The organism is Glutamicibacter sp. 0426, assembly GCF_001906485.1.
Lineage (GTDB): Bacteria > Actinomycetota > Actinomycetes > Actinomycetales > Micrococcaceae > Glutamicibacter > Glutamicibacter nicotianae.
This window is the reverse complement of sequence record NZ_MPBI01000002.1, coordinates 23,316-45,413: the sequence shown is the minus strand read 5'-3', so window position 1 is coordinate 45,413 and position 22,098 is coordinate 23,316. Positions and strand designations below refer to the sequence as shown.

General features: G+C 58.1%; 19 protein-coding genes, 1 tRNA gene and 2 riboswitches. Of the genes, 7 read left to right on the top strand and 13 right to left on the bottom strand.

The window, feature by feature from the left end:
- Nucleotides 1-63: 63 nt before the first annotated feature.
- The gene (locus BKX98_RS05755; RefSeq protein ID WP_073706497.1) at nt 64-1,593 is read left to right on the top strand and encodes an MFS transporter; all 1,530 of its coding nucleotides are present in this window, start codon (nt 64-66) and stop codon (nt 1,591-1,593) included.
- A 441-nt stretch (nt 1,594-2,034) separates the two neighbouring features.
- Here the strand turns inward: BKX98_RS05755 and sucD are convergent, their stop codons facing one another.
- The 3 genes from sucD to pcrA all read right to left on the bottom strand — a co-directional run bounded on the left by sucD (nt 2,035) and on the right by pcrA (nt 6,747).
- Entirely contained in the window at nt 2,035-2,937 is a 903-nt protein-coding gene (sucD, locus tag BKX98_RS05750) for a succinate--CoA ligase subunit alpha (protein ID WP_038990032.1), read from the bottom strand.
- Nucleotides 2,938-2,953: 16 nt separating this feature from the next.
- On the bottom strand, nt 2,954-4,126 hold the full coding sequence (gene sucC / locus BKX98_RS05745; RefSeq protein ID WP_038990033.1) for an ADP-forming succinate--CoA ligase subunit beta: 1,173 nt from the start codon (nt 4,124-4,126) through the stop codon (nt 2,954-2,956).
- 242 nt (nt 4,127-4,368) lie between these two features.
- A complete protein-coding gene (pcrA, locus tag BKX98_RS05740) occupies nt 4,369-6,747 on the bottom strand; it encodes a DNA helicase PcrA (RefSeq protein WP_073706496.1) in 2,379 nt (792 codons plus the stop codon).
- 84 nt (nt 6,748-6,831) lie between these two features.
- Between pcrA and BKX98_RS05735 the strand changes: the two genes are divergently transcribed.
- Together BKX98_RS05735 and BKX98_RS05730 are read left to right on the top strand one after the other, a co-directional pair.
- Nucleotides 6,832-7,494 (top strand): hypothetical protein, encoded by a 663-nt coding sequence (locus BKX98_RS05735; RefSeq protein ID WP_052253563.1) that lies wholly within the window; start codon nt 6,832-6,834, stop codon nt 7,492-7,494.
- Between the two features lie 67 nt (nt 7,495-7,561).
- Nucleotides 7,562-7,638, top strand: a tRNA-Arg gene (locus BKX98_RS05730).
- 287 nt (nt 7,639-7,925) lie between these two features.
- On the opposite strand, the gene BKX98_RS05725 is transcribed toward BKX98_RS05730, so the two are convergent.
- Together BKX98_RS05725 and BKX98_RS05720 are read right to left on the bottom strand one after the other, a co-directional pair.
- On the bottom strand, nt 7,926-9,134 hold the full coding sequence (locus tag BKX98_RS05725) for an HNH endonuclease (protein ID WP_073706495.1): 1,209 nt from the start codon (nt 9,132-9,134) through the stop codon (nt 7,926-7,928).
- Between the two features lie 75 nt (nt 9,135-9,209).
- A complete protein-coding gene (locus tag BKX98_RS05720; protein ID WP_073706494.1) occupies nt 9,210-9,803 on the bottom strand; it encodes a recombinase family protein in 594 nt (197 codons plus the stop codon).
- A gap of 404 nt (nt 9,804-10,207) precedes the next feature.
- Between BKX98_RS05720 and BKX98_RS05710 the strand changes: the two genes are divergently transcribed.
- A complete protein-coding gene (locus tag BKX98_RS05710; protein WP_073706492.1) occupies nt 10,208-11,275 on the top strand; it encodes an LPO_1073/Vpar_1526 family protein in 1,068 nt (355 codons plus the stop codon).
- Between the two features lie 228 nt (nt 11,276-11,503).
- On the opposite strand, the gene BKX98_RS17390 is transcribed toward BKX98_RS05710, so the two are convergent.
- Both BKX98_RS17390 and BKX98_RS05705 read right to left on the bottom strand, forming a co-directional pair.
- On the bottom strand, nt 11,504-11,815 hold the full coding sequence (locus BKX98_RS17390; protein WP_158024663.1) for an HNH endonuclease: 312 nt from the start codon (nt 11,813-11,815) through the stop codon (nt 11,504-11,506).
- A 582-nt stretch (nt 11,816-12,397) separates the two neighbouring features.
- Nucleotides 12,398-12,625, bottom strand: coding sequence for a hypothetical protein (locus BKX98_RS05705; RefSeq protein WP_073706491.1), 228 nt, complete (start codon nt 12,623-12,625; stop codon nt 12,398-12,400).
- A 236-nt stretch (nt 12,626-12,861) separates the two neighbouring features.
- Here BKX98_RS05705 and BKX98_RS05700 point away from each other — a divergent pair, with 236 nt between their 5' ends.
- Nucleotides 12,862-14,061 carry a site-specific integrase gene (locus BKX98_RS05700; RefSeq protein ID WP_073706490.1) on the top strand — a complete coding sequence of 400 codons (1,200 nt, stop codon included), beginning with the start codon at nt 12,862-12,864 and terminating at the stop codon, nt 14,059-14,061.
- 227 nt (nt 14,062-14,288) lie between these two features.
- On the opposite strand, the gene BKX98_RS05695 is transcribed toward BKX98_RS05700, so the two are convergent.
- A complete protein-coding gene (locus tag BKX98_RS05695; RefSeq protein ID WP_073706489.1) occupies nt 14,289-15,518 on the bottom strand; it encodes an ROK family transcriptional regulator in 1,230 nt (409 codons plus the stop codon).
- 187 nt (nt 15,519-15,705) lie between these two features.
- Here BKX98_RS05695 and BKX98_RS05690 point away from each other — a divergent pair, with 187 nt between their 5' ends.
- Nucleotides 15,706-16,116, top strand: a complete 411-nt coding sequence (locus BKX98_RS05690) for an NUDIX domain-containing protein (protein WP_073706488.1) — start codon at nt 15,706-15,708, stop codon at nt 16,114-16,116.
- Between the two features lie 45 nt (nt 16,117-16,161).
- Here BKX98_RS05690 and BKX98_RS05685 read toward each other — a convergent pair whose 3' ends face one another.
- The 4 genes from BKX98_RS05685 to BKX98_RS05670 form a co-directional block, all read right to left on the bottom strand.
- The gene (locus tag BKX98_RS05685) at nt 16,162-16,656 is read right to left on the bottom strand and encodes an HNH endonuclease (RefSeq protein ID WP_038990036.1); all 495 of its coding nucleotides are present in this window, start codon (nt 16,654-16,656) and stop codon (nt 16,162-16,164) included.
- 231 nt (nt 16,657-16,887) lie between these two features.
- Entirely contained in the window at nt 16,888-17,721 is an 834-nt protein-coding gene (locus BKX98_RS05680) for a C40 family peptidase (RefSeq protein ID WP_073706487.1), read from the bottom strand.
- Between the two features lie 3 nt (nt 17,722-17,724).
- Nucleotides 17,725-17,895: riboswitch (cyclic di-AMP (ydaO/yuaA leader) on the bottom strand.
- Between the two features lie 123 nt (nt 17,896-18,018).
- The gene (locus BKX98_RS16625) at nt 18,019-19,065 is read right to left on the bottom strand and encodes a M23 family metallopeptidase (protein ID WP_083586652.1); all 1,047 of its coding nucleotides are present in this window, start codon (nt 19,063-19,065) and stop codon (nt 18,019-18,021) included.
- Nucleotides 19,066-19,069: 4 nt separating this feature from the next.
- Nucleotides 19,070-19,220: riboswitch (cyclic di-AMP (ydaO/yuaA leader) on the bottom strand.
- Between the two features lie 104 nt (nt 19,221-19,324).
- Nucleotides 19,325-20,023, bottom strand: a complete 699-nt coding sequence (locus BKX98_RS05670) for a metal-dependent transcriptional regulator (protein WP_038990038.1) — start codon at nt 20,021-20,023, stop codon at nt 19,325-19,327.
- Between the two features lie 260 nt (nt 20,024-20,283).
- On the opposite strand from BKX98_RS05670, the gene serC reads away from it, so the two are divergent.
- Nucleotides 20,284-21,405: a phosphoserine transaminase gene (serC, locus tag BKX98_RS05665; protein ID WP_073706486.1), complete on the top strand. Its 1,122-nt coding sequence runs from the start codon at nt 20,284-20,286 to the stop codon at nt 21,403-21,405.
- A 72-nt stretch (nt 21,406-21,477) separates the two neighbouring features.
- Here serC and BKX98_RS05660 read toward each other — a convergent pair whose 3' ends face one another.
- Nucleotides 21,478-22,095, bottom strand: a complete 618-nt coding sequence (locus BKX98_RS05660; RefSeq protein WP_066140224.1) for a DUF3027 domain-containing protein — start codon at nt 22,093-22,095, stop codon at nt 21,478-21,480.
- Between the last annotated feature and the right edge of the window lie 3 nt (nt 22,096-22,098).

The following is a 22,098-nucleotide window of genomic DNA, read 5'->3' as shown; positions in this document are numbered from 1 at the left end:
ATTGTGGACGAGGATGGTCGCCGGCACCGGGACAAGATCACGAAAGATATGAGGAGTGAAACTATGGAAGCACGAAACTCACGGAAGCCACGGTTCCGCAGAAAACGTCGGCTGAAGGTCGAAGACGTCAACGTTGTCGACGATTCGATGCTCAAGAAAGCCATCGGCGGCACCGTCGTTGGCAACTTGATGGAATGGTACGACGTAGGTGTCTACGGCTACCTCGCAGTGATCATCGGCAAGCTTTTCATGCCTGACACGGTAGACCCTGCCATCCAAACCCTGTTCAGCCTAGGCGTATTCGCCGTGACCTTCGTTGCCCGCCCGCTTGGCGGCGTGATTCTGGGCCAGCTAGGCGACCGCGTAGGACGCCAGAAGGTCCTGGTCTTCACCCTGCTCATGATGGCTTTGGCCACGTTCGGCATCGGTATCCTTCCGGACTACTCGGTATGGGGTGTAGCAGCGCCAATTCTCCTCGTCGTGCTGAAGCTGATCCAGGGCTTCTCCACCGGCGGCGAGTACGCCGGTGCTACTACATTCATTACCGAATACGCTCCGGATAAGCGCCGCGGCTTCTTCGCCTCGCTGCTGGACCTCGGCTCCTACATGGGCTTTGCCTTGGGCGCCGCATTTGTCTCCATTCTCCAGCTGACCCTGAGCGAAGATGTCATGGAAGGCTTCGCCTGGCGCATTCCATTCCTGGTCGCTCTTCCGCTCGGCGTCATCGCACTGTGGTTCCGTTCCAAGATTGAAGACACTCCTGCTTTCAAGGAAGCCCAGGAAGCCGCTAACCGCGCCAGCGACGACGCGCGGAACTCCGCCGATGCTCCGAAGGGCGTCATCGACCTGGTCAAGGCCTATTGGCGCGAATTGCTGACCGGTTTCGTGCTGGTCTCGGCCGCCAACACTGCAGGTTACGCACTGACCAGCTACATGCCTACCTACCTGACCGAGACCCTGAAATACGATCCGGTGCACGGCAACCTGCTGACCCTGCCGGTTCTGGTTGGCATGTCCCTGTGCATCCCGCTGGCCGGCATGCTCTCCGATAGCATAGGCCGCCGCAAGGTCCTGTTCATTGGCTCCGGCTCGGCAGTTGTCCTGGCCATTCCAGCCTTCTTGTTCATGATGCATGGACAAATCTGGTCCACGCTGACGGGCCTTGCCCTGTTGGCCATCCCCGTGGTCTTCTACGTTTCCAACCTGGCTTCGTCGTTGCCAGCCCTGTTCCCCACCGCCTCGCGTTACGGTGGCATGGGCATCTCGTACAACTTCGCGGTAGCCATCTTTGGCGGCTTCGCACCCTTCATCATGCAGGCTCTGGTCACCATGACCAACTCTTCCCTGGCACCTGCCTTCTGGGTCATGGGAACGTCGGTTGCCGGCATCATCGCCGTGTGCTTCTTGAAGGAATCCGCACGCAGGCCGCTTCCGGGTTCGCTGCCTTCGGTGGCCACCGAGGAAGAAGCAGTAGAGCTGGTTGCAACCCAGGAAGAAAACCCTGACCTGGACGTGGAAGAAATCTTCGAGCAGGTTCCTGCTCTGGAGGAAACCTACCAGCAGGAGATTGAAGCAGAGAAGGCCAAGTCCTAGGCCAATTACCGCTCAAAGGGCGATCTGACGATGGTGGGGCTGGTTCTGCAAAGGACCAGCCCCACCGTTGTCCTACCCGGCAGAACCGCCAGCAGCCCGCATAGCAGGGCTTGCATGCTGCAGGCGCAGGTCGATGGGTTCTGCGCCGGTTAACGCCCAAGCGACCGGTAGACCGGGCAACGCACCTGGCCATTGCTTGGGGCCGTTCGATGGCATGGCAGCCGGCGGCGTTTCATCGGCATTCGGATTCTTCTTGAAGTCCGGGGTCTTGGGGCTCAGGGGTTCACTCCGGCTGGTTATCCGGCCCGCCCGTGCCCAGAACAAGCCACGGCTTCTCGGGTTAATGCGAAACGGCCGCCGCGGCTCCTGAAAAATTCAGGAGAAGCGGCGGCCGTTTGTTCCCGGATGAAACCCGGGAATCAGCCTTGCTCCAGCGTCAGCTTAGAGAGCTGCGAAGACTTCGCGCAGCAGGCGGGCGGTCTCCGAAGGAGTCTTGCCAACCTTGACGCCTGCAGCTTCCAGGGCTTCCTTCTTCGCCTGGGCGGTGCCAGCCGAACCGGAAACGATGGCGCCTGCGTGGCCCATGGTCTTGCCCTCAGGAGCGGTGAAGCCAGCCACGTAGCCAACAACTGGCTTGGTGACGTTGGCCTTGATGAATTCGGCAGCGCGTTCCTCGGCGTCGCCACCGATTTCACCGATCATGACGATGGCCTTGGTCTCTGGATCAGCTTCGAAAGCAGCCAGGGCGTCGATGTGGGTGGTGCCGATGACTGGGTCGCCGCCGATGCCGATTGCGGTCGAGAAGCCCAGATCGCGCAGTTCGTACATCATCTGGTAGGTCAGGGTACCGGACTTGGAAACCAAGCCGATTGGGCCCTTGCCGGTGATGTTGTTCGGGGTGATGCCAACCAGCGCCTCGCCCGGGGTGATGATGCCTGGGCAGTTAGGGCCGATGATGCGGGTGATCTGGTTGCCGTCGGCGTCAACCTTCGACTGTGCCAGAGCCCAGAACTCAGCGGAGTCCTGCACTGGAACACCTTCGGTGATGACTACGACAAGGCCGACCTCGGCCTCGATAGCCTCAACGACTGCGTCCTTGGTGAACTTAGGTGGCACGAAGACGATCGATACGTCTGCGCCGGTCTCGGCCTTGGCTTCCGCCACGGTGCCGTAAACCTTGATGTCCTGGTCACCGTGGGTCACGGTGGTGCCGGCCTTGCGGGCGTTCACGCCGCCAACAATGTTGGTGCCAGCCTTGAGCATCAGGGCGGTGTGCTTGGTGCCTTCGCCGCCGGTGATGCCCTGGACGATGACCTTGGAGTCCTTGTTCAGGTAAATGCTCATTGTTCGCTAATCCCTCTTACTTCGCTGAGTTGGCGAGCTCGGCAGCCTTGTCGGCGCCCTCATCCATGGTTGCTGCCAGGGTGACCAACGGGTGGTTGGCCTCGGCCAAGATGGCGCGACCCTCTTCAACGTTGTTGCCGTCCAGGCGGACAACCAGTGGCTTGTTCGCTGCGTCACCCAGGGTGTTCAGCGCACCGACGATGCCGTTTGCGACAGCGTCGCATGCGGTGATGCCGCCGAAGACGTTGACGAAGACCGACTTGACCTGTGGGTCGTTCAGGATGACGTCAAGGCCGTTGGCCATGACCTCGGCCGATGCGCCACCGCCAATGTCCAGGAAGTTCGCTGGCTTCACGTCGCCGTGGTTCTCGCCTGCGTAGGCGACAACGTCCAGGGTGGACATGACCAGGCCTGCACCGTTGCCGATGATGCCGATTTCGCCGTCCAGCTTGACGTAGTTCAGGCCCAGGGCCTTTGCCTTGGATTCCAGAGGATCGGCTGCGCCCTTGTCCTCGAGCTCTTCGTGAGCTGGGTGGCGAACCTCGGATGCGTTGTCATCCAGGGAGACCTTGCCGTCCAGCGCAACGATGTCGCCGGCACCGGTCTTCACCAGTGGGTTGACCTCAACGAGGGTGGCATCCTCTTCCTTGAAGACGGTCCACAGGGTCTGCAGGGTTTCTGCAACCTTGCCGCGCAGTTCTTCTGGGAAGCCTGCCTCGGCGACGATCTCTGCTGCCTTGTCGGCGTCGATGCCAACCAGCGGATCAACAGCAACGCGGGCCAGAGCTTCTGGGCGCTCCTCAGCCAGCTGCTCGATCTCCATGCCGCCCTCTACCGAGCACATTGCCAGGTAGTTGCGGTTTGCACGGTCCAGCAGTACCGAGAAGTAGAATTCCTCGGCAATGTCGGCGCCCTGAGCGATCATGACCTTGTTTACGGTGTGGCCCTTGATGTCCATACCGAGGATGTTGGAAGCGTGCTCGAAAGCTTCGTCGGCGGTCTTAGCGACCTTGACGCCGCCAGCCTTGCCACGGCCGCCAACCTTGACCTGTGCCTTAACTACTACAACGCCGCCGATCTTCTCAGCTGCGGCTTTGGCTTCTTCCGGGGTGTAAGCGACGATACCGGCAAGCACGGGAACGCCGTGTGCCTCGAATAGATCGCGCGCCTGGTACTCATACAGGTCCACGGGTTTGTGTCCTTCGTTCGAAGTTCATGCTGACTCGCGGCACGGCCACAGACCGAAATCTATGCCATGCCATAGAGAGCGCACCGCAACTACCGGGACGTCGTAAGGCGCCGTAGCCCGTGCGCACCTCTCAGACTATCCCGACTTTCGCAAACTTCCCACTTTTACAGCATGTAGAGAAACCTGAAAACCCAGTCGGGAAGCATCAAGATGTGACGTGTAAAACAGTCAACGCCTGCAGGCTAGTCCACGATTTCCAGCGGTGCATAGCGCAGCAAAAGCCGCTTCTCAGAGTCCGGGAACTGCACCTTGGCCACGGTCTTGTCTCCTGCGCCTTCCAAAGCAATAACAGTTCCCAAGCCAAACGAAGAATGCTTGACGCTTTGCCCGACTTCAGGGATGGTGATGTCCTTGTTCTGCACGACGCGTTTCTTGGACACCGGAGCGGCGTTGTGCCCGCGCACCGGTTGCGGCGACGCCGAACCTGCACCCCAATGGCTGCCGCGGTCATATCTGCTGGTGGCGAAATTCACCGCTGCGTTACCGTAACCGAAGCCCATTCCACCGCCAGAGCCCTCGCGTTTCCAGTCGATGAGCTCGTTCGGCACCTCTTCCAGGAACTGGCTCGCCGGGTTGTATTGGGCCTGTCCCCAGAGGCTGCGCTGCTCGGCGCGCGTCAGGTACAGGCGTTCGCGGGCACGGGTCAGCCCGACATAGGCCAAGCGGCGCTCTTCGGCGAGTTCCTTTTCGTCGGTCATGGAACGCTGGTGCGGGAAGACGCCGTGCTCCATGCCGGTCAGGAAGACCACCGGGAATTCCAGGCCCTTGGCGGTGTGCAGGGTCATCAAGGTGACCATGCCTTCCTGCGCGGCCATGGCCGCTCCCTCGTCATCGCTGGGCGCCTCCGGGATCTGGTCGGCATCTGCGACGAGAGCCACGCGCTCCAGGAAGCCTTCGAGGCCGCCTTCAGGTTCTTCGTTCACGTAATCGCGGACCACGGCAACCAGTTCGGCGAGGTTCTCCACACGCGACTCATCCTGCGGATCCGAGGAGAGCCGGAGAGTTTCCAGGTATCCGGTCTGCTCAAGCACCGCTTCAAGGGCTTCTGCCGGGCCCGAACCCTCCGCCACGGTCTTCAGGTCATCCATCATGGAGACAAAGGCTGCGGTCATCTTGATTCCGCGGGTTCCCAGCCCCGGCGCCTCGTCGGAACGGCGTAAGGCTTCCATGAAGGAAATCCGGCCCCGTTCAGCCAGCGCCGCCACGGCGCCTTCAGCACGGTCGCCGATGCCGCGCTTGGGCTCATTGAGAATGCGGCGAACGTTGATGTCATCGTCCGGGTTCACCAGGGCGCGCAGGTAGGCCAGCGCGTCCTTGATTTCCTTGCGGTCGTAGAATCGGGTGCCGCCAACGACGCGGTACTTCAGATCCACGCGCATCAGCTGCTCTTCCAAGGCACGCGACTGGGCGTTCGTGCGGTAGAAGATTGCCACATCGCCCGGGCGGACATCCTCGTCATCGTTCAGACGCAGAATTTCTTCAGCAATCCAGCGTGCTTCGTCGGATTCGGATTCGCCGACATATCCGGTGATCTTCTCGCCGTCGCCGCTGGCAGTCCACAGCTTCTTGTCGTTGCGGTCGGGGTTTCGCTTGATGACCTCGTTGGCGGCCGACAGAATGGTCTGGGTGGAACGGTAGTTCTGTTCCAGCTTGATGGTTGCCGCGTTCGGATAGTCCTTTTCGAAGTCGACGATGTTGCGGATGTCGGCACCGCGGAAGGCATAAATCGACTGGTCCGAGTCGCCGACCACGGTCAGTTCGCCAGGCACGGTGTCGCCTTCGGCGCCGGTGAGCTCACGCACCAGCGAATACTGTGCGTGGTTGGTGTCCTGGTATTCGTCAATGAGCACATGGCGGAACCGGCGGCGGTAGCTGTCGGCCACTCGCGGGAACGCACGGAACATGTAGACGACCTGTCCAATCAGGTCGTCGAAGTCCATGGCGTTGGCGGCGCGCAGGCGGCGGGTGTATCCGCGGTAGACCTCGGACACGGCACGCGAGAACGGATCATTGGTGTTGATCGTTGCCGCGTAGTCCTCCTCGTCAATCAACTCGTTCTTCAGCGAGGAAATCTTGTGCGCAATTGCCTTTGGAGTGAAGCGCTTCGGGTCGATCTCCAAGGACTTGGCGACCAAGGTGATCAGGCGCAGCGAATCAGTGGAGTCGTAGATCGAGAAGTTGGATTTCAGCCCAATGGTGGCCGCTTCGCGACGCAGAATACGCACGCATGAAGAGTGGAACGTCGAGATCCACATCTTCTTCGCCTGCTCGTCGCCGATCAGCTCAGCGGCTCGTTCGCGCATCTCGGCAGCGGCCTTGTTGGTGAAGGTGATCGCCAGGATTTCGTGCGGCCGAGCGCGTCCGGTCGCCAAGAGATAGGCAATGCGGTGCGTCAGCACACGGGTCTTTCCGGAACCAGCGCCAGCCACGATCAGCAATGGTCCGCCGGCATAGCGAACTGCTTCTTCCTGCTGCGGGTTCATGCCGACCAATAGCTCCTCGGCAGTGGGCATGGCCTGCTGTGCGGAATCCGGGGCGAAATCATCAAAAAGGAAATCCATGATGTAGCCAGTCTACGTGGAGCGCCGGACACTTTTCAGTGAGCGCGGGAAAGCCCGCATCGCTGGCCGGGCATAATAGAAGATATGGCAAAAAAGGTCAGGAAAAGCAAAGAGTATCGCAAGCCTGCGCAGTTCAGTGAGCAGCCGAACCAGTCGCAGGGTCCTAGCATGGGGCCAGGCAAGGTGCAGAGCACCTCCCACGAAAACAAGTCAAACCCGATGCTGCTCATCTCGGTGGGCTTGATCGTATGCGTTGCCTTGTTCGCGTACTACCATCTGCTCACGATGGTGCAGATGAAGGACCTCAGTGATTCGCTGTCGATGCCCGATCAGCGGATTTTCGGCTACACGACCAGCGATATAGAAGCATTGCGCGGCGCCATGGATGATGACGCTGTCGGCCAGCTCAACTACCTGCATAAGACCGCGGGTTTCCTCTTCCCGATGTTTACCGCAGTGTTCTCCATGCTGTTGTTCATCCGCTGGATTCCCAACCGCCAGATGCGTTGGCTGGCCTGGATTGCCCCCTTGGGCTTCGCGGCCATTGATATCTGGGAGAACTTCGCCATTGATGCCCTGTTCACTGGAGACTTGAGCAGTGGAGCCGTCGTATTGGCATCGATCCTCACGACGATCCGCTGGGCACTGCTGGTCATCACCGCCGGTCTTGTCATAGGTCTGGGGGCTCTTCGTGCCAATCGTGCGCTCAAGGCAAAAATGCTTGCGATTCGCGAAGGCACGGCCTGAGCCGTGGCGTGAGAATTACGCCCAGCACGCCCTAGTAAGATAGTGTTGTTGGTGTTTTCACGCCCATGCCTCTGTAGCTCAGTAGGATAGAGCGACCCTCTCCTAAAGGGTAGGCCGTCGGTTCGATTCCGGCCAGGGGCACCAAACGAAAAGGCCCTACATCCCAGTATTCATAAGGGATGTAGGGCCTTTGTTATGCCGTGCAAATTTCATCGCTTGACTTGATTTTACGTATGTGCATTACCGGCTTTTACCGTATTTTGAAAGCCTTATCGTAAGTTTTTCGTAACCTCGATGGCCACTCGCCCTTCATATGCACCTCGGCATGGCGGCCTAGCCAGGCCGCACCCAACGTTATGTTCCAAAGGCTTCTTGCACGAGCATCTTTGCCCATTGGGCCCATCGCGAATAGGGCGGTCTGATGGATCGAGTCAGCCGACCGAAAGAACGAAAGCTGCCTTGTCCCACCTAGCGTTACGTGCGAGCAAAGCTTCTCCTGCAGGTTTTGCAACGTTATTGCCCAGTTCCAAGAATTTGAATCCAAGCAAATCTGGATCTACGCCGGCTTTGAACACGAACCCGTATTCACTAGGATCGATTGTCCAGAGGTTTCGATCAAACATTCTGTGATGATTGGAGCAAAGCAGAATCCCGTTCCGCGCATCATCTGAACCATTTTCCGACTTGGGGTGAACATGCGCAGCTTCAAAAACAGTCGGCTCAGTCAGCCCGCATGCAACGCAACCACCGGGATACCGTTTAACCACCTCGAAGGCAAAGCGCTTCTGGTTTGGCCGAACCTTCATCTTCCGAGTTGCAGTCTTCACGTCATCGTCGTGAAGGACAAACGGTCGCTCCACCTCAACAAATTCGGCAGGCGGCGGCAATTCGTCATCATGCAAGAAAGTGATTAGCGCTGTACTGGCATTCATATCCACAGACTCAATGACGCCACGATAGACTTTTCGACGCTTGGGGGCCTTCTCTGGAGTACTGATCAAGAAAACCGGCAGACTAAGCCTCTGGGCCATCAGGAGTGATTCAATATCGGACCTATCATGCCCGGCCTGTTGCGTGTTCGGGAAGTGGTAAATCATCCCATCATTAGTCATCTCATCGTCATAGTGCCGCCCGGTATGGCGCATTGAGACAAGTACACCAGACTTAGCAAACTCTGTGCGGGTGTTCTCTTTGTCAGCATAGATACCACGGGCACCGGAATACATGCCGACTTCGCGCGTATCCTCCGCGCTGACCATGCCATCGCTATCAAGTCGAGCCGCGAGATCTCGCCACATTTTTTCGCGGCGGGCCGTCTCTTGAGCAATCAGTTTGGCATAACGAACAGACAGTGAATCCGACAAGGCTACGCCACGTTCCGTTAGGGCCCAGATTCCCTGAAGACCCGGCTCTAGGAATCCATGGGCAACCATGGCCTGCCGTTCAAAGCTGGCATTATTGCGCCATTTCAGTTCTGTTCCACGGGAGGCACGAATTTCGTTGTCCTCTGCCGTCCACTCTTCGGCATATGCGTGCGCCATAGCATCGAGCACCTCAGCCCGCTGACCCCGGAATCCGTCCATCTTCAGTAGGGTGTCAACGATCCGAACTCTCAATACAGATTGCGAAGTCAAAGTCATATTGAGATAGTCTCATGCCCTACATACAGAAACTAACTAGTGAACGGCTCTTTACACACGAGCCGCGCACTCTCACTAACGCAGTTCTATTCCTAGCGCCTTAGCGCGTCGCCATAGCGTTTGATAGGTAACGCCGCGTGTTGTTGCGGCTGCTGCTGCACTCATGCCATTAGCTATGTCAGCAACGGCGCCGTGCACCTGATCATCTGTAAGCTTCACGCGGCGGCCGCCTAGGTCGCCGCCTTTAGCTCGGCGCTTGGCCACGCTATCGCGGTTACGTTCCGCTTTGATCTCCAGCTCCATTTGAGCCAACGCCGCCATGACAGTAAACATCAGATTACCCATGGGCGTAGACGTGTCCACGTCACCGCCTCCTAGGTTCAGCACCCGGAGGTTTACGCCTTTGCCTTGCAACTCTTTTGACAGGGCCAGCATCGCTTCAGTGGAGCGGCCTAGCCGATCCAGTGTGGTGACCGCCAATGTGTCACCGCTGCGCAGCATGGCCCGCAGCTTATCGAACTCGGGGCGACTAGCTTTAGCGCCACTCACGCCGTGGTCTACGAACAGTTCGGCGGGCTCCACGCCCGCCGCTATTAGATCCTGCTGCTGCCGATCCGCATCCTGCGCATTCGTAGATACGCGGGCGTAACCAAACAACTTTGAACTCATGGGATAAACCTCCAGAATATAACGCAACCGTACTTGATTACATCGAATGTAGCACATAGTTTCGTTATGGTGTTACGAGATGCTTTGTCTGCGTGATTCCATCCGCGCGGCCATAACACGATAGACCTAACGCAACTCTCCGGTTATGTTATTCATTTGCAACACATCAACCAGCCCCGAGCACTATGCTTGGAATCAACTAGAAACTCGCGGCAAGATTATGCGCATAGAAAGGATTCGGGAAACGAAATTGGACTGGATTTTCGATGGAATCGGAACACTACTAATCGGCCTCGTTCTGGGTGGCGCAGGAGGTAGCGCCATTACTTGGCGCATATCAAGCCGCCGCACAACTGCAAAGCAGAGAGCAGGCAATGCCTCAACTCAGATTCAGGCGGGGCGAGATGTTCAGCAGTAATAATCAGGGGCAGGCCCAGAGAGCGGGCGCAGAATCTGTTCAGATTCAAGCAGCGCGTGATGTGAACATTGGCATCACTGAAGACCGCGCACGGCAAATATCCCTCGAGTCCGCGAAGTTTGTTCTTGACGAATACACCAACGAGGGGATCGCACTCATTCAAGACCGTCTCCTCAAATTGGATGATCGTGTGATTGCATCCCTAGTTAGAGAAAATCGACTCCACGTATTCGCAGACCCAGGGTTCCAAAGAACTTACAGAAAGGCGCAAGAAGGGGCCGCGGTTAGCGACCGAGATAGCGACTTTGATTTGCTTTCGTCGTTAGTTGCCGACAGAGCTGAGAGAGGTGCGGATCGGCCTATTCGCGCAGGAATAGATCGGGCAATTGAAGTCGTCGACCGCATGGACACCGGAGCCCTTCGTGGACTAACGGTGCTTCAGGCAGTGCATCAGTATAGCCCGGTCAGCGGGCGACTAGAAGATGGCATTGCCATCATGGTTAATCTCTTGGAACAGCTGCTGGACGGACCACTGCCAACAGGCGGCGACTGGCTTGACCATCTAGATCTACTTGACACGATAAGGATTAATCCGTTGTCAAGCTTACGAAAGTTCGAAGACTTTTGGCCGACTAGCCATCTCGCCGGCTACATTTCGCAAGGGCGATTGGAACACGAAGCTCCTGCTCTGTGGAATTTTGAAGAGTATTCAATCCCATGGCCCACGGTGCCACACGATTTCAAGCCAGACTATGTACGAGTCGCGGCAGCTTCGATCAGTGTATTCGAAAGCAAGCACCTTACCTCATTACGCCAACCAGCGCGAGATGCAATGGTGAAGGATGCAAAGGAAATATTTCTTTTCGACACAATCGATGAAAACTGCCGGGCGCCATTGATGGAGAAAATTAGAGAACAGCCAGCGCTCAGAACCATTGAAGAGTGGTGGAACCAAATTCCGTCGGCCGCCAACGTTACTGCCGCTGGGCGTGCACTGGCCCGCGCAAACGCAGAACGACTGGATCTGAAAAAAATACTACCCCCACTGGAATAGTCTAAGCGGGAAGGATAGCAGGGGGGCACCCCTAGCCGCGCTGCAGTCCAACCCGGAGTGTCTTAGCAGTTTTTCTCACGGTTGATTTGGAAGGTTTTCTAATCGATAATTCCCCTAAACTGCCCAATGATCACACTGCAGTTTTCGCCGCGACGCGGGTTGATTGTGGGGGCATTGTTGACACGACCACGGGGGCGGCCCCGCCGCCCCCGCAAACTCTGATACTTCCTAAGCCGCCCATCGTTGCCACTGCGGCATGGCAGTCGCGGCCGGGGGCAAACCTACCTCACTAGCCCAACGCAGCAACTCAAGACTGCGAGGCAGCCTCGCGGAATCTCGCCAGTGATCGACACGCCCAGAAAGCGCCCTCTCATGTTTGCGCCGCTCGTTGATCGTGCGGCTTACCGGCTCTAGGTGATCAGGCCGCACGCACAGCGGTGTATTGCAGACATGATCCAGCTCCTGCCGTTGCCCGTGCCCACCATAGAACCATACGTAGGCGAAGCGGTGAGCATACCAGCCGGTCGGCGAGCGCGTCACTGCGTAGCCCTCCTCATTGGTTGGCCCAGCCCATAGCCAACAGCCGGTTACCGAATTGGGGCGCACGTCGCCCCTGAACTTTGCCAGCCGATCCAGCTGCACGTACTCGGGTATGTTTCGTGTCAGAGCTTCCCGCTCATGCGGGCGACAGTACCCCTCCTTGAATGGACTCTTGCCACATCCGGTGTACCTACACTTAGGCGACGCGCGAAGCGCTCGCCGGTAGTGCGTATCACATCGCTCTTTGGCATGAATCCCCCCGTCACTACAAGGGCTTACGGCGTGGTCGATACAGGATTTCGTGGTCAAGATTCCTTCTGAAAGTTAGTGAAAATTGGGCGTGGTATGATGTCCCGTAATTTATTCTGATCACGGGCGTGTCGCACTGCGCAATAGCGGTATAGTCACGGGGAATTTCGGGCATTGGCCTCCGGTGAATTTTGGAGCCTGCCTACTCCACCCTCGGCCCTGCCAGCGCGCCGTCTCACTGGGGAGCCTGCGGCACACAGCACGAGTGGCCCGGAGGCTCCCCAGTAGGGCCGTGCCGTGGTGGCAACTATCCAGAGCACGCGGCGCGTGGCGCTAGTGCGCGAGCCTCTGCTCGGCCCAGAGGTCTAGGTCTGCGAGTCTGTGCATAGCCTTGCCGAATAGCTTGTAGAGCTTGGGGCCATTAGCCTTGTTGTTCGCGAGTGTCTGCTCGCCGATGCCCAGATATGCAGCCGCCTCCCGGCGGCTGAGATAGACGTTGCCGGTGAGCTTTCGAGCTTCGGAAGCTGTCATCATTACTGGGTTAGTGTGGCCATTGGCCATAGAAGTATTTCCTCCTGAGAGTGGGGCGCATCCGCAACAGTGGGGCACCGTGGGCCGTGGGGCCTCGGTATGCCAGCGGGTCTAAGAGTGTTGCCTCTCGCCGCTTCGATATGCAGCACTGCCAGTTCAGCAGCGCATAGAGATTGATTTTAGCCATGCGGTAAACAATGTCAAATCACGGTAGCCACAAGGAATCTCGGCCTACCCCCTTTCGTAACTTATGGGATACTCGGAGCATGGCAATCAAGGATCTTTATAAGGGCAAGCCCAAGGCGGAGAAGCGCGGCAAGCGCTGGAGCGCCGACTACACGACGAGAGCGGGCAAGCGGGTAACGCAACGCTTCGACACCAAGACGGAGGCGGAGGCGTGGCACGCCGAACGTCTCAAAGAGAAGCGCGCCGGGGCGACTGTTGATTTCCGTGAGGGCCAGCGCACCACAGTTTCGATGCTATGGCCAGACTTTCGCGATCGCCTACTAGCAGGTGGAGCCAGGGGCGGCACCCCGTCGAGCCGTAAGACCATGAGCAGCTATGACGCTATCTACAAGAACTACATAGAACCTAAGTGGGGCTCTGCCCCACTAGGCAATATTCGTTACAACGATATAGAGGATTGGATAAGCACTTTGCAAGGCGTGGCCGGAGGCCCCGCCTCCGACACGCTACGCCAAGAGGTGGCCAAGAAATTTAGAACCCTCATGGATCATGCCGTCAGGCGGCAATACATCCAGATGAACCCCGCCAAAGATGCAATAGGTCGAGCCGATTACATCCCTCGCCCGAAAACAGTAAAGGCTCACACGTACCTAACGATGGCCCAGCTTCGTAGCTTGGCCGACAACTGCGCTGGATACACTGACATGATCCTCACGGCGGGCCTATGCGGCCTACGCTTTGGTGAGGTGACCGCCTTGCAGGTTCAGGATGTGCAGCTAGGCAAGCGACCGCAGCTGCGCGTCTGGCAAGCATACTCAGATGTACGGGGCACAGTTACCCTAGGCCCCACCAAGACGGGCTTAGAGCGCTCTGTGCCGCTCCCTAAAGCGCTCGCCGACATATTGGCCATACGAATAGCAGATAGGCCCGCAGGAGCCCGCGTATGGGATGCACCTAACGGCGGGCTAATCCGTCATGGATCATTCACCAAACCGGGCAGCAGGTTTGCTAAAGCCAAGGCGGCGGCGATAGCCGCAGCCCCTGCCGATGATCCGTTTCCTAACCTCACATTCCACGACTTACGACACACGGCCGTGTCTCTGCACATTAGCGCGGGCTCCAACGTGAAAGTAGTTCAGGAGATAGCAGGGCATCAGGATGCTACAGTCACACTGAATACTTACGCGGGCTTGTTTGAATCCGATAGGCACGACAGCGCCGCGAGAGTAAACAAAGCTTTTGGGGCACTGACTCGTAAGTCCTTGGAGATCCAGAGATAGTTCGTAAGTTTTTCGTAACCTACCTAGCAGTCTGACCATTCAATATAAGGGATCTACAGCCTGCTCCTAAAGGGTAGGCCGTCGGTTCGATTCCGGCCAGGGGCACCACTGAAGCCTTGTTTCCAGTCTTGCGATTGGGAACAAGGCTTCTGCCGTTGCTACGGCAGCAAGCACTGAGGGTACGTTCCATGCGGAACGTACCCTCAGTGCTTGAAGTTGGCTGTTGCTTAGCGCAGCAGCAGTGCGGTCGCCTTCGGAGACAGCGAGGCATCCATGACTACGCAAGCGCCACCGATGGCACCGACGTTGGAGCCGAGCTCGGACGTGCGAGTCTCGATTTCATGCACTCCGCGCAAGGCGAAGCGGCGGCCAATGGCATCCTGGACTTGATCATCGACCAGTTCGCGCACCTTTTCCCACTGCGGTCCGCCGAAGACAACTTCGCGCACGTCCAGCGAGTTGGCCAGCTGGCCGGCAACTTCGCCAACCTTGATCATGATCTCGGTGACCAGTTCCTTGGCGACCTTGTTTCCTTCATGGGCCAGCTCGTAGAGGCGGTTCATGCCGGCAGCGCGCTGTTCCGGACCAACGATTTCGAAGCTCGGCAGTTCCAGACCGCGCTCCTTGGCCTGGGCGGCGATGAATTCGTAGGAGGTGCCTGCGGCGAGGCAATCATCTGCACCGCATTCCTCGCAGGCCACAGATTTGTGACCGGTCGAGTAGTGGCCGATTTCGCCTGCGTTGTTGCTCGCACCATGGTGGACGTCGCCGTTGAACACGAGACCAGCGCCGAAGCCGTGTCCGCAGTAGATGAAGACGAAGTCGTTGTTCTTCTCTTCCTTGGACTGCCACAGTTCGCCAACTGCCGAGGCAATGGTGTCCTTTTCGATGATGACCTGCAGGCGCAACAGCTTGCGCAGCGGGTTCACCAGTTCAACATCTGCCCAGCCATCGAGCAGCGGCGGGTTCAGCACCACACCTTCTTCGACGTTTACTGGACCCGGAACTGCAATGCCGACGCCGACAATGTGCTTCTTTGGCACGCGGATCTCAGCAATGAGCTCCTTGACGGTGGTTGCCATGAGCTGGACAGTTTCGGTAGCAACTTCGAGGTTGGGAACTTCGATGCTGCGTTCGCGCAGGACTTCACCGCGCAGGTTCATCGCAACAAAGGTCAACACGCTAGGATCTAGGTGGATGCCAATGGAAACGAGACGGTTGCCTTCGAGCTCCAGTACGGTGCGAGGCTTGCCTGGGCCGGAAACGATAGTGCGGTCTTCTCGAACGATTCCGTCATCCAGCAAGCGGCGGACAACGTTGGAAATGGTCTGCGGCGACAGGCCAGTCGAACCGGCCAGTTCAACGCGGCTGATTCCTTCCGGTGCCCGTCGAATCGACTCGAGAATTACGGCTTGGTTGAAGTCTCCCAAGCGCCCTAGATTTGTACCCCGTCGCATTTATTGCTCCATAGATCTGTAAATTTGATGGATCGATCTTTCATTTCCAATGTTTTCGGTAGTCATCAATACCGCGGTTAGATACTGCGAGTAAATTAACCTTGATCAACTAGAACTAAAACCGTTGGAGATCCAATTAAGCACGTTACCATCTCTAACTCATATAAACACGCGATATTGTGTTTTGGTGAAGAAAAATTTGACGATCTCAGCGGCCTGTTTAATCAACAACCATGGAGAAATCCTGCTCGTACGCAAGCGCGGGACAACCATGTTCATGCAACCTGGCGGCAAGCCGGAGCCTGGGGAATCCGCGTTACAAACTATCATTCGAGAAATTCGCGAAGAACTGGGGCTGAGCTTCACCGCTGACGAACTGCGCTTCGACGGTGAATGGATCGGGCCAGCAGCCAACGAAGAAGACACCTCGATCCACGCATCTTTGTACAGTGCGGCTTTCCATGGCGAGCTCGCCCCGCTGGCAGAACTGGAAGAGCTGCTCTGGATCGACCCGCAGGCCGCGTTGGAACGCGAGGATATAGCTCCCCTGCTGCGCGACCACGTCCTGCCGCTAGCAATCGAGCGAAGCAAGAAGTAGGTCCCACACGGCCTAGCTGAAGGCCGCTGGGCCAGCGGCTAGCAGCTAGCTAGCATGCAGGTATTCGTCCCACGCCGCGTCAACATGCTGCAGTCCCGAAACCAGATGCCCGGCAACCCGTGGACGATGCGGTGTAATGCGCAATTGCCATCCCAACTGCGAGAGCATCTTGTCCGCTTTGCGGCTGTTGCAATGCAGGCAGGCGGCCACGAGGTTCTCCCAAGTGTTCTGCCCGCCCCTGCTGCGCGGGATCACGTGGTCAATCGTATTGGCTGCTTTGCCGCAATAGGCGCAGGTGAAGGAGTCCCTACGTAAAACGCCCCTACGGGTGACATGTTGCATGTCCCGGTAGGGGCGTCGTACATAGCGTTTCAGCACGATGACAGTTGGCCGCGGTAAATCTCCTTGAGAACTGCGAACGGGTGCGAGATCGTCTTGGAGGACGATGCTCGCTTTCTCGGTCATGACCAGCACTAGCGCTCGACGGAACGTCACTACTGCCAGTGGCTCGTATCCTGCGTTTAATACCAATGTTCGCATTGCTCGTACTACCTTCATGAACCGATGGCTACCATCTGGCATTGATGGAGCTCGCGTTCTGCTCGGAGTGTCTCTAAGCGCTAGCCTATGCGATGCTTTCGGTTATTGGTGGGTATCTCGCCAAGAAATTGTCTTCTTTTCATCACCTTGACGCCCATAGTTCATCTGATTAAACGAACATAGGCCATCGGATGTCTTTCTCATCCGATGGCCTATGAAAAGTTTTCGTGCTTAGCCAGCCAAGGTGTAGTAGCCGTACAGCGGGTTGCGCGAAACCGAGTGGATCATGGTGTCCACGGTTGGGTTCTGCGCACCGATCATCTGGCCGCCACCGAGGTAGATGCCAACGTGGCCGCCACCGTTCTGGAATACCAGGTCGCCTGGCTTAGGGTTGCTGGTGCGAACGAACTGGCCGGATCCGAGGATGGCCGAGGTGCCGCGAGCAATGTTGATGCCGTGCTGTGCGTAGACGTACTTGACGAAGCCGGAGCAATCCCAGCCGCTTGGGCCGTTGCCGCCCCATACGTATGGAACTCCAACGTACTTGGCAGCGGTTGCTGCGATGCCCGAAAGGTTGGAAGTCTGAACCTTGGTTTCAGTCTTTGGCTGGGCCTGCTGCTGCTGCTGCGGAGCCGATTCCTGTCCACCCGAACGGCTCTGACGAGTCATTGGTGCCATCGAATCCGAGCTGCCCGAGTTGCTGTTGCGGGTAGTCGGGGTGATGTCATTCGAAACTGCGATGACAACTGGCTCTGGCTTCTCTTCAGCAGTGAAGCTAGCGCGCTCGATCTCGACGTCAGCCTTCTTGTCGGCAGCAACCTTCACTGCCTTGACTGCGACACGCTCTGGGTTGATGGTGTCGACAGGCGCTGCGGAAACGTCACGTGGTGCGGTTGCCTGACCTGGCACACCGAGAGTAACGATCAAGCCGGATGCTGCTGCGACAACGGCTGCCTGGCGTCCCACCGAGCCAGCGTTGGATGCTACGGCCTGTGAAATCGCCTGTAGCGAATTAGTGCGTGGTACGTCGGCGCGGCGACGTCCGCGTGCATGACTCTTGGTCAAAGTATTGCCTCTCCTTGATACCTACGAGGTAAGCTGTCGGGTTCGAAGTGGAGTTACCTCGGTGGATTCGAAGTTGCCTTCTCTATCCACTTCACCCCTAGGGTTGTCAGCCAAAACTAACCACCCGATATTGGTTCCCCCGCCACTGCCGTACGAGTTGTGTATAACTACTCATTGCGTGTTGGCAGTGCTCGGTTCTCACGCAATGATGCCCAGGGATCCCCATGGCACGCATACAAGACTATAGGAAGTTTTTTGAAATGTCACGTTTTGATCACGGAATGGTGACGAACGTCGTTATAACCAACCTGCTGGGTCTTTGAACTGGCCGTTAACGATCACTTCAAAGTGCACGTGAGGTCCGGTCGAGTTGCCGGTGCTGCCAGCCAATGCAACGACGTCACCGCGCTTAACCTTCTGACCGACCTTCACAACCAGCTTGCTGTTGTGGCTGTAACCGGTCTCCAGGCCGTTGCCGTGGTCAAGCGTGATCCGGTTGCCGGAGTGCCCGGCCCAGCCGGATACGGTCACTACGCCGTCAGCTGCCGCGTACACCTTGGTACCGCTCGGCACACCGTAATCGGTACCGCTGTGGATCATGAATCCAGGACCGGTTGGGTTCTTGCGGTGCCCGAACGAAGAGGTGATGCGCTGCGTAGTAACTGGCGCAGCAAGCAGACCCGAAGTGTCCTTGATAGCCGTGATGCTACCGCCCGAGGCGGTCATGACCTCGGCGAATTTCTCTTCCTTGGCAACCTCGGGGTTCAGCTCCGAGGTCAAGGCTGCGCGCTCGACGGACAGTTCCGCATTTGCAGTTGGCGCCTTGACATCCACAACTGCGGAAGTGGCGGTGCGCTGAGCGGCAATCTCGCCAGCCGTGTTCTCGCCCGCACCACCCGAAAGCTGCGGGGTTACGGCAGCCAGCGCCAAGCCCGAAACTGCGGCGACAGCTGCCACCTTGTGGGCGAAGCCGCGGTGGGTGGACTTCTGTGCCTTCGACTTCAGGCTCGAAATGAATGCGACATTGCCTGCAGCCTCAACCGCTGCAGGGGTGCTCGCAGTCGCTTGAACAGCTCCTGGCAAGGCAACGACATTGCTCGCGGTGTCCTCGCCTGCAAGCAGGGCCTGGTTAGGCGCAACGCCGTAGCGCTGCATGGAGTCGAAGCGTCGACCAACAAAATCTGCATGGACCGGCTTGACCGGTGCAATCATCGGGACGGTGGCAGCAGCTCGTGCTGCCCGGCGCCCGCCGGTGCGCTCGATCGTCGAAGCGGTGACTTCTGCAATCACATCTACTTCAACGTCGGCAGCGCGGCGACGTCCCGCAGTCTTGGTTTCTACCAAAACATTCCTCTCACTGTTGCGCCTACGAAGTTAGCTGTCGGGTTCGGCTACAGAGAATCAGCCGGCCTGCTTCACGCAGAACTTCACCCCAAGACGCTTGCACGCCGGAAAGTGGGTCCCCCGTTATTGCCCTCAAGATTTGGTGACCGTTTCTGGCGCAGGGCAACACTAGGCGGTCGCACCAGAAATGGATAGAGCTAGCTAGTTCGCTAGCTCCGATGATTAACGCTACCTGTCAACGCCGAAAGTTACAATTTCGTTATCTTTTCAGGGACTTTACAAATACGTGGGCACTGACCTCAACCGGCAGCTCCAGCGCGCCTTCGATGCCATCCACACGCACTACAACGTAGTCGTCGGCGCGCTCCAAGGTGACAATCGCACCCGGGCGGATTCCACCTTCGTTCAGTTGTCCGAGCAGGATTGGGTCGGTTTGGATCGGTTCGGCCAGACGCTCGATCGCCACCGGGCCGACGTTTCCGGACAACAGCGCGTCATCCAAATTCTCGACCTCGTGTGAGATTTCGCCCACATTAGGGCCACCGAGGACTTCCAGACCCGGAATCGGGTTGCCATATGGCGACACGGTTGGCTTGCCAAGTAGGTCGAAGAGCCGGCGCTCAACACGCTCACTCATGACGTGCTCCCAGCGGCACGCTTCATCGTGCACGTATTCCCAGTCCAAGCCGATGATGTCCGAGAGCAGGCGCTCCGCTAAACGATGCTTGCGCATCACGCCCGTGGCCAATTCGTGACCTTTCTCGGTCAACGCAAGGTGGCGATCGGTCGATACGATAACCAGGCCGTCGCGCTCCATGCGCGCAACCGTCTGCGACACAGTCGGGCCCGAGTGGCCAAGACGCTCTGCGATTCGGGCACGCAGTGCCACGATCTCCTCTTCTTGAAGCTCAAGAATGGTACGCAGATACATCTCGGTTGTATCGATAAGATCAGACACAGCAGCCGCTCCTGGAAGTCACAACAAATAAGTTCGCTCGAAAAATACGTGGCGTCAATACCCCACTCTACTTGGTTGGAGCGACAGAAAGCTCTGTAACCCGCCAAGCCTTCGGCGTAACCGACCGACGCGCTTTTCTCACGACCCCCCGCTATTTGCGAAGATATCTATTGAAACGCCAAGGCTATCTATCAATATTCCGAACCACGGGTAATAGTGGCCGACATGGCACTTCAATCTATCGCTACAAGAGGAGCGCGATGAGCACGGACATCAACATTCCAGAAAATCTTCTGCCCGCCGATGGTCGATTCGGCGCAGGACCGTCCAAGGTCCGCGCAGAACAGATCCAGGCCATCGTCGATGCCGGCCCCGAATTGCTCGGCACGTCCCACCGCCAAGCTCCGGTCAAGAACCTCGTCGCTTCGGTTCAGGACGGCTTGAAGGAAATGTTCAACGCTCCCGAAGGGTACGAAGTTCTCCTCGGAGTAGGTGGCTCCACCGCATTCTGGGACGCCGCAGCATTCGGCCTGGTCCGCTCCAAGGCGCAGCACCTGTCCTTCGGCGAATTCGGCTCGAAGTTCGCCAAGGCCACCGACAAGGCGCCATTCCTGGAGCCTTCCTCGATCATTGTCGGCGAGCCGGGCACCGTTCCCGAGCCAGTCGCCGAAGCCGACGTAGACCTCTACGCATGGCCGCACAACGAGACCTCCACCGGCGCTGCGGCCCCAATCAAGCGCGTTCCTGGCGCCAATGATGATGCGCTGGTAGTCATTGACGCAACCAGCGCCGCCGGCGGCCTGGATGTCGATCTGGCCGAAACCGACGTGTACTACTTCGCTCCGCAGAAGAACTTCGCCTCGGACGGCGGCCTGTGGCTCGCCTTCGTCTCCCCTGCTGCCATTGCCCGCATCGAGGAAATCGCGGCAACCGACCGCTGGATCCCGGACTTCTTGAACCTGGCGACCGCGCTGGATAACTCCTTGAAGAACCAGACCTACAACACCCCCTCGCTGACCACCCTGGTTGGACTGGATGCACAGATCAAGTGGATCAATGCCAACGGCGGCCTGAAGTGGGCAGCGCAGCGCACCGCGGAATCGGCGGGCAAGATCCGTGATTGGGCCGAGGCTTCCGACGTCGCTTCGTCCTATGTTGCCAACCCGGCGCACCGCTCGAATGTCATCTCCACCATCGACTTCGACGACTCGGTCGATGCCTCGGCAATTGCCAAGGCGCTGCGCGCCAATGGCGTTGTCGACGTGGAGCCATACCGCAAGCTCGGTCGCAACCAGCTGCGTATCGCCACGTTCGTTGCAATTGAGCCAAGCGATGTCGAGGCACTGCTCAAGTGCATCGACTACGTGATCGAACAGCTCTAAGCAGCCGATTAAGGCCAAAGACCTTCGCGCAACGATTTATCATCGTTGCGCGAAGGTCTTTTTCGCTGCTGCTTAGCTTTCCTTGCGCGTGCGGTTGCGCTGCGCTGCCCTGCGGCGGGCTGCCGTGCGCTGCGCGGTGCGGCGGCGACGCACCTGGCGACGAGCTGGCGACTTGTGCGGCTGCGAAGCCTCATCATCGTTTTCGGCATTCACCGCTTCGGTTTCGGCGTCCTGGTCCTTCGCCTCAGCTGCTGGCTCCGATGCTTCCGGATTCTCCGCCGGCTTCGCGGATTCGGCTGCTTCAGCTTCGTTGCCGGATCCAGCCCCGTCTCCTGCGGCTTCTGCGGCTTCCGCCGCCTTGGCTGCTTCAATCTCTTCCTTGGCCAGACGGTCTGCCCATGGCACCCAGGCCGGGGCCAGCAGTGACTGCTCCCCTGCGATGATGCCCACTTCGCACACCGTCAGATCCTTGGACTTGGCCCGTGGCACCCGCGCAAGCGTGGCAAACCAGGTCCATCCTTGATATCCCGTTTTCTGGGAGACAAAACGATGGGTGACAAGTCGCTCACCTTCCGCCGTGACGCCTAGGTGTTCGCCGACTTCCGACGCACCGGCAATTTCTGCGAGCGCGCCGCGAGCAGCATCCACTGCTTCGGCGAGGATGGTGTCCAACTTGGGTTTACGGGCCATTAT

Excerpts from the sequence above, each read along its gene's own strand:
- BKX98_RS05755 (WP_073706497.1), top strand. The coding sequence starts at position 64 with ATGGAAGCACGAAACTCACGGAAGCCACGGTTCCGCAGAAAACGTCGG.
- sucD (WP_038990032.1), bottom strand. The coding sequence starts at position 2,937 with ATGAGCATTTACCTGAACAAGGACTCCAAGGTCATCGTCCAGGGCATC.
- pcrA (WP_073706496.1), bottom strand. The coding sequence starts at position 6,747 with ATGGATTTCCTTTTTGATGATTTCGCCCCGGATTCCGCACAGCAGGCC.
- BKX98_RS05735 (WP_052253563.1), top strand. The coding sequence starts at position 6,832 with ATGGCAAAAAAGGTCAGGAAAAGCAAAGAGTATCGCAAGCCTGCGCAG.
- BKX98_RS05725 (WP_073706495.1), bottom strand. The coding sequence starts at position 9,134 with ATGACTTTGACTTCGCAATCTGTATTGAGAGTTCGGATCGTTGACACC.
- BKX98_RS05720 (WP_073706494.1), bottom strand. The coding sequence starts at position 9,803 with ATGAGTTCAAAGTTGTTTGGTTACGCCCGCGTATCTACGAATGCGCAG.
- BKX98_RS05710 (WP_073706492.1), top strand. The coding sequence starts at position 10,208 with ATGTTCAGCAGTAATAATCAGGGGCAGGCCCAGAGAGCGGGCGCAGAA.
- BKX98_RS05705 (WP_073706491.1), bottom strand. The coding sequence starts at position 12,625 with ATGGCCAATGGCCACACTAACCCAGTAATGATGACAGCTTCCGAAGCT.
- BKX98_RS05700 (WP_073706490.1), top strand. The coding sequence starts at position 12,862 with ATGGCAATCAAGGATCTTTATAAGGGCAAGCCCAAGGCGGAGAAGCGC.
- BKX98_RS05695 (WP_073706489.1), bottom strand. The coding sequence starts at position 15,518 with ATGCGACGGGGTACAAATCTAGGGCGCTTGGGAGACTTCAACCAAGCC.
- BKX98_RS05685 (WP_038990036.1), bottom strand. The coding sequence starts at position 16,656 with ATGCGAACATTGGTATTAAACGCAGGATACGAGCCACTGGCAGTAGTG.
- serC (WP_073706486.1), top strand. The coding sequence starts at position 20,284 with ATGAGCACGGACATCAACATTCCAGAAAATCTTCTGCCCGCCGATGGT.
- BKX98_RS05660 (WP_066140224.1), bottom strand. The coding sequence starts at position 22,095 with ATGGCCCGTAAACCCAAGTTGGACACCATCCTCGCCGAAGCAGTGGAT.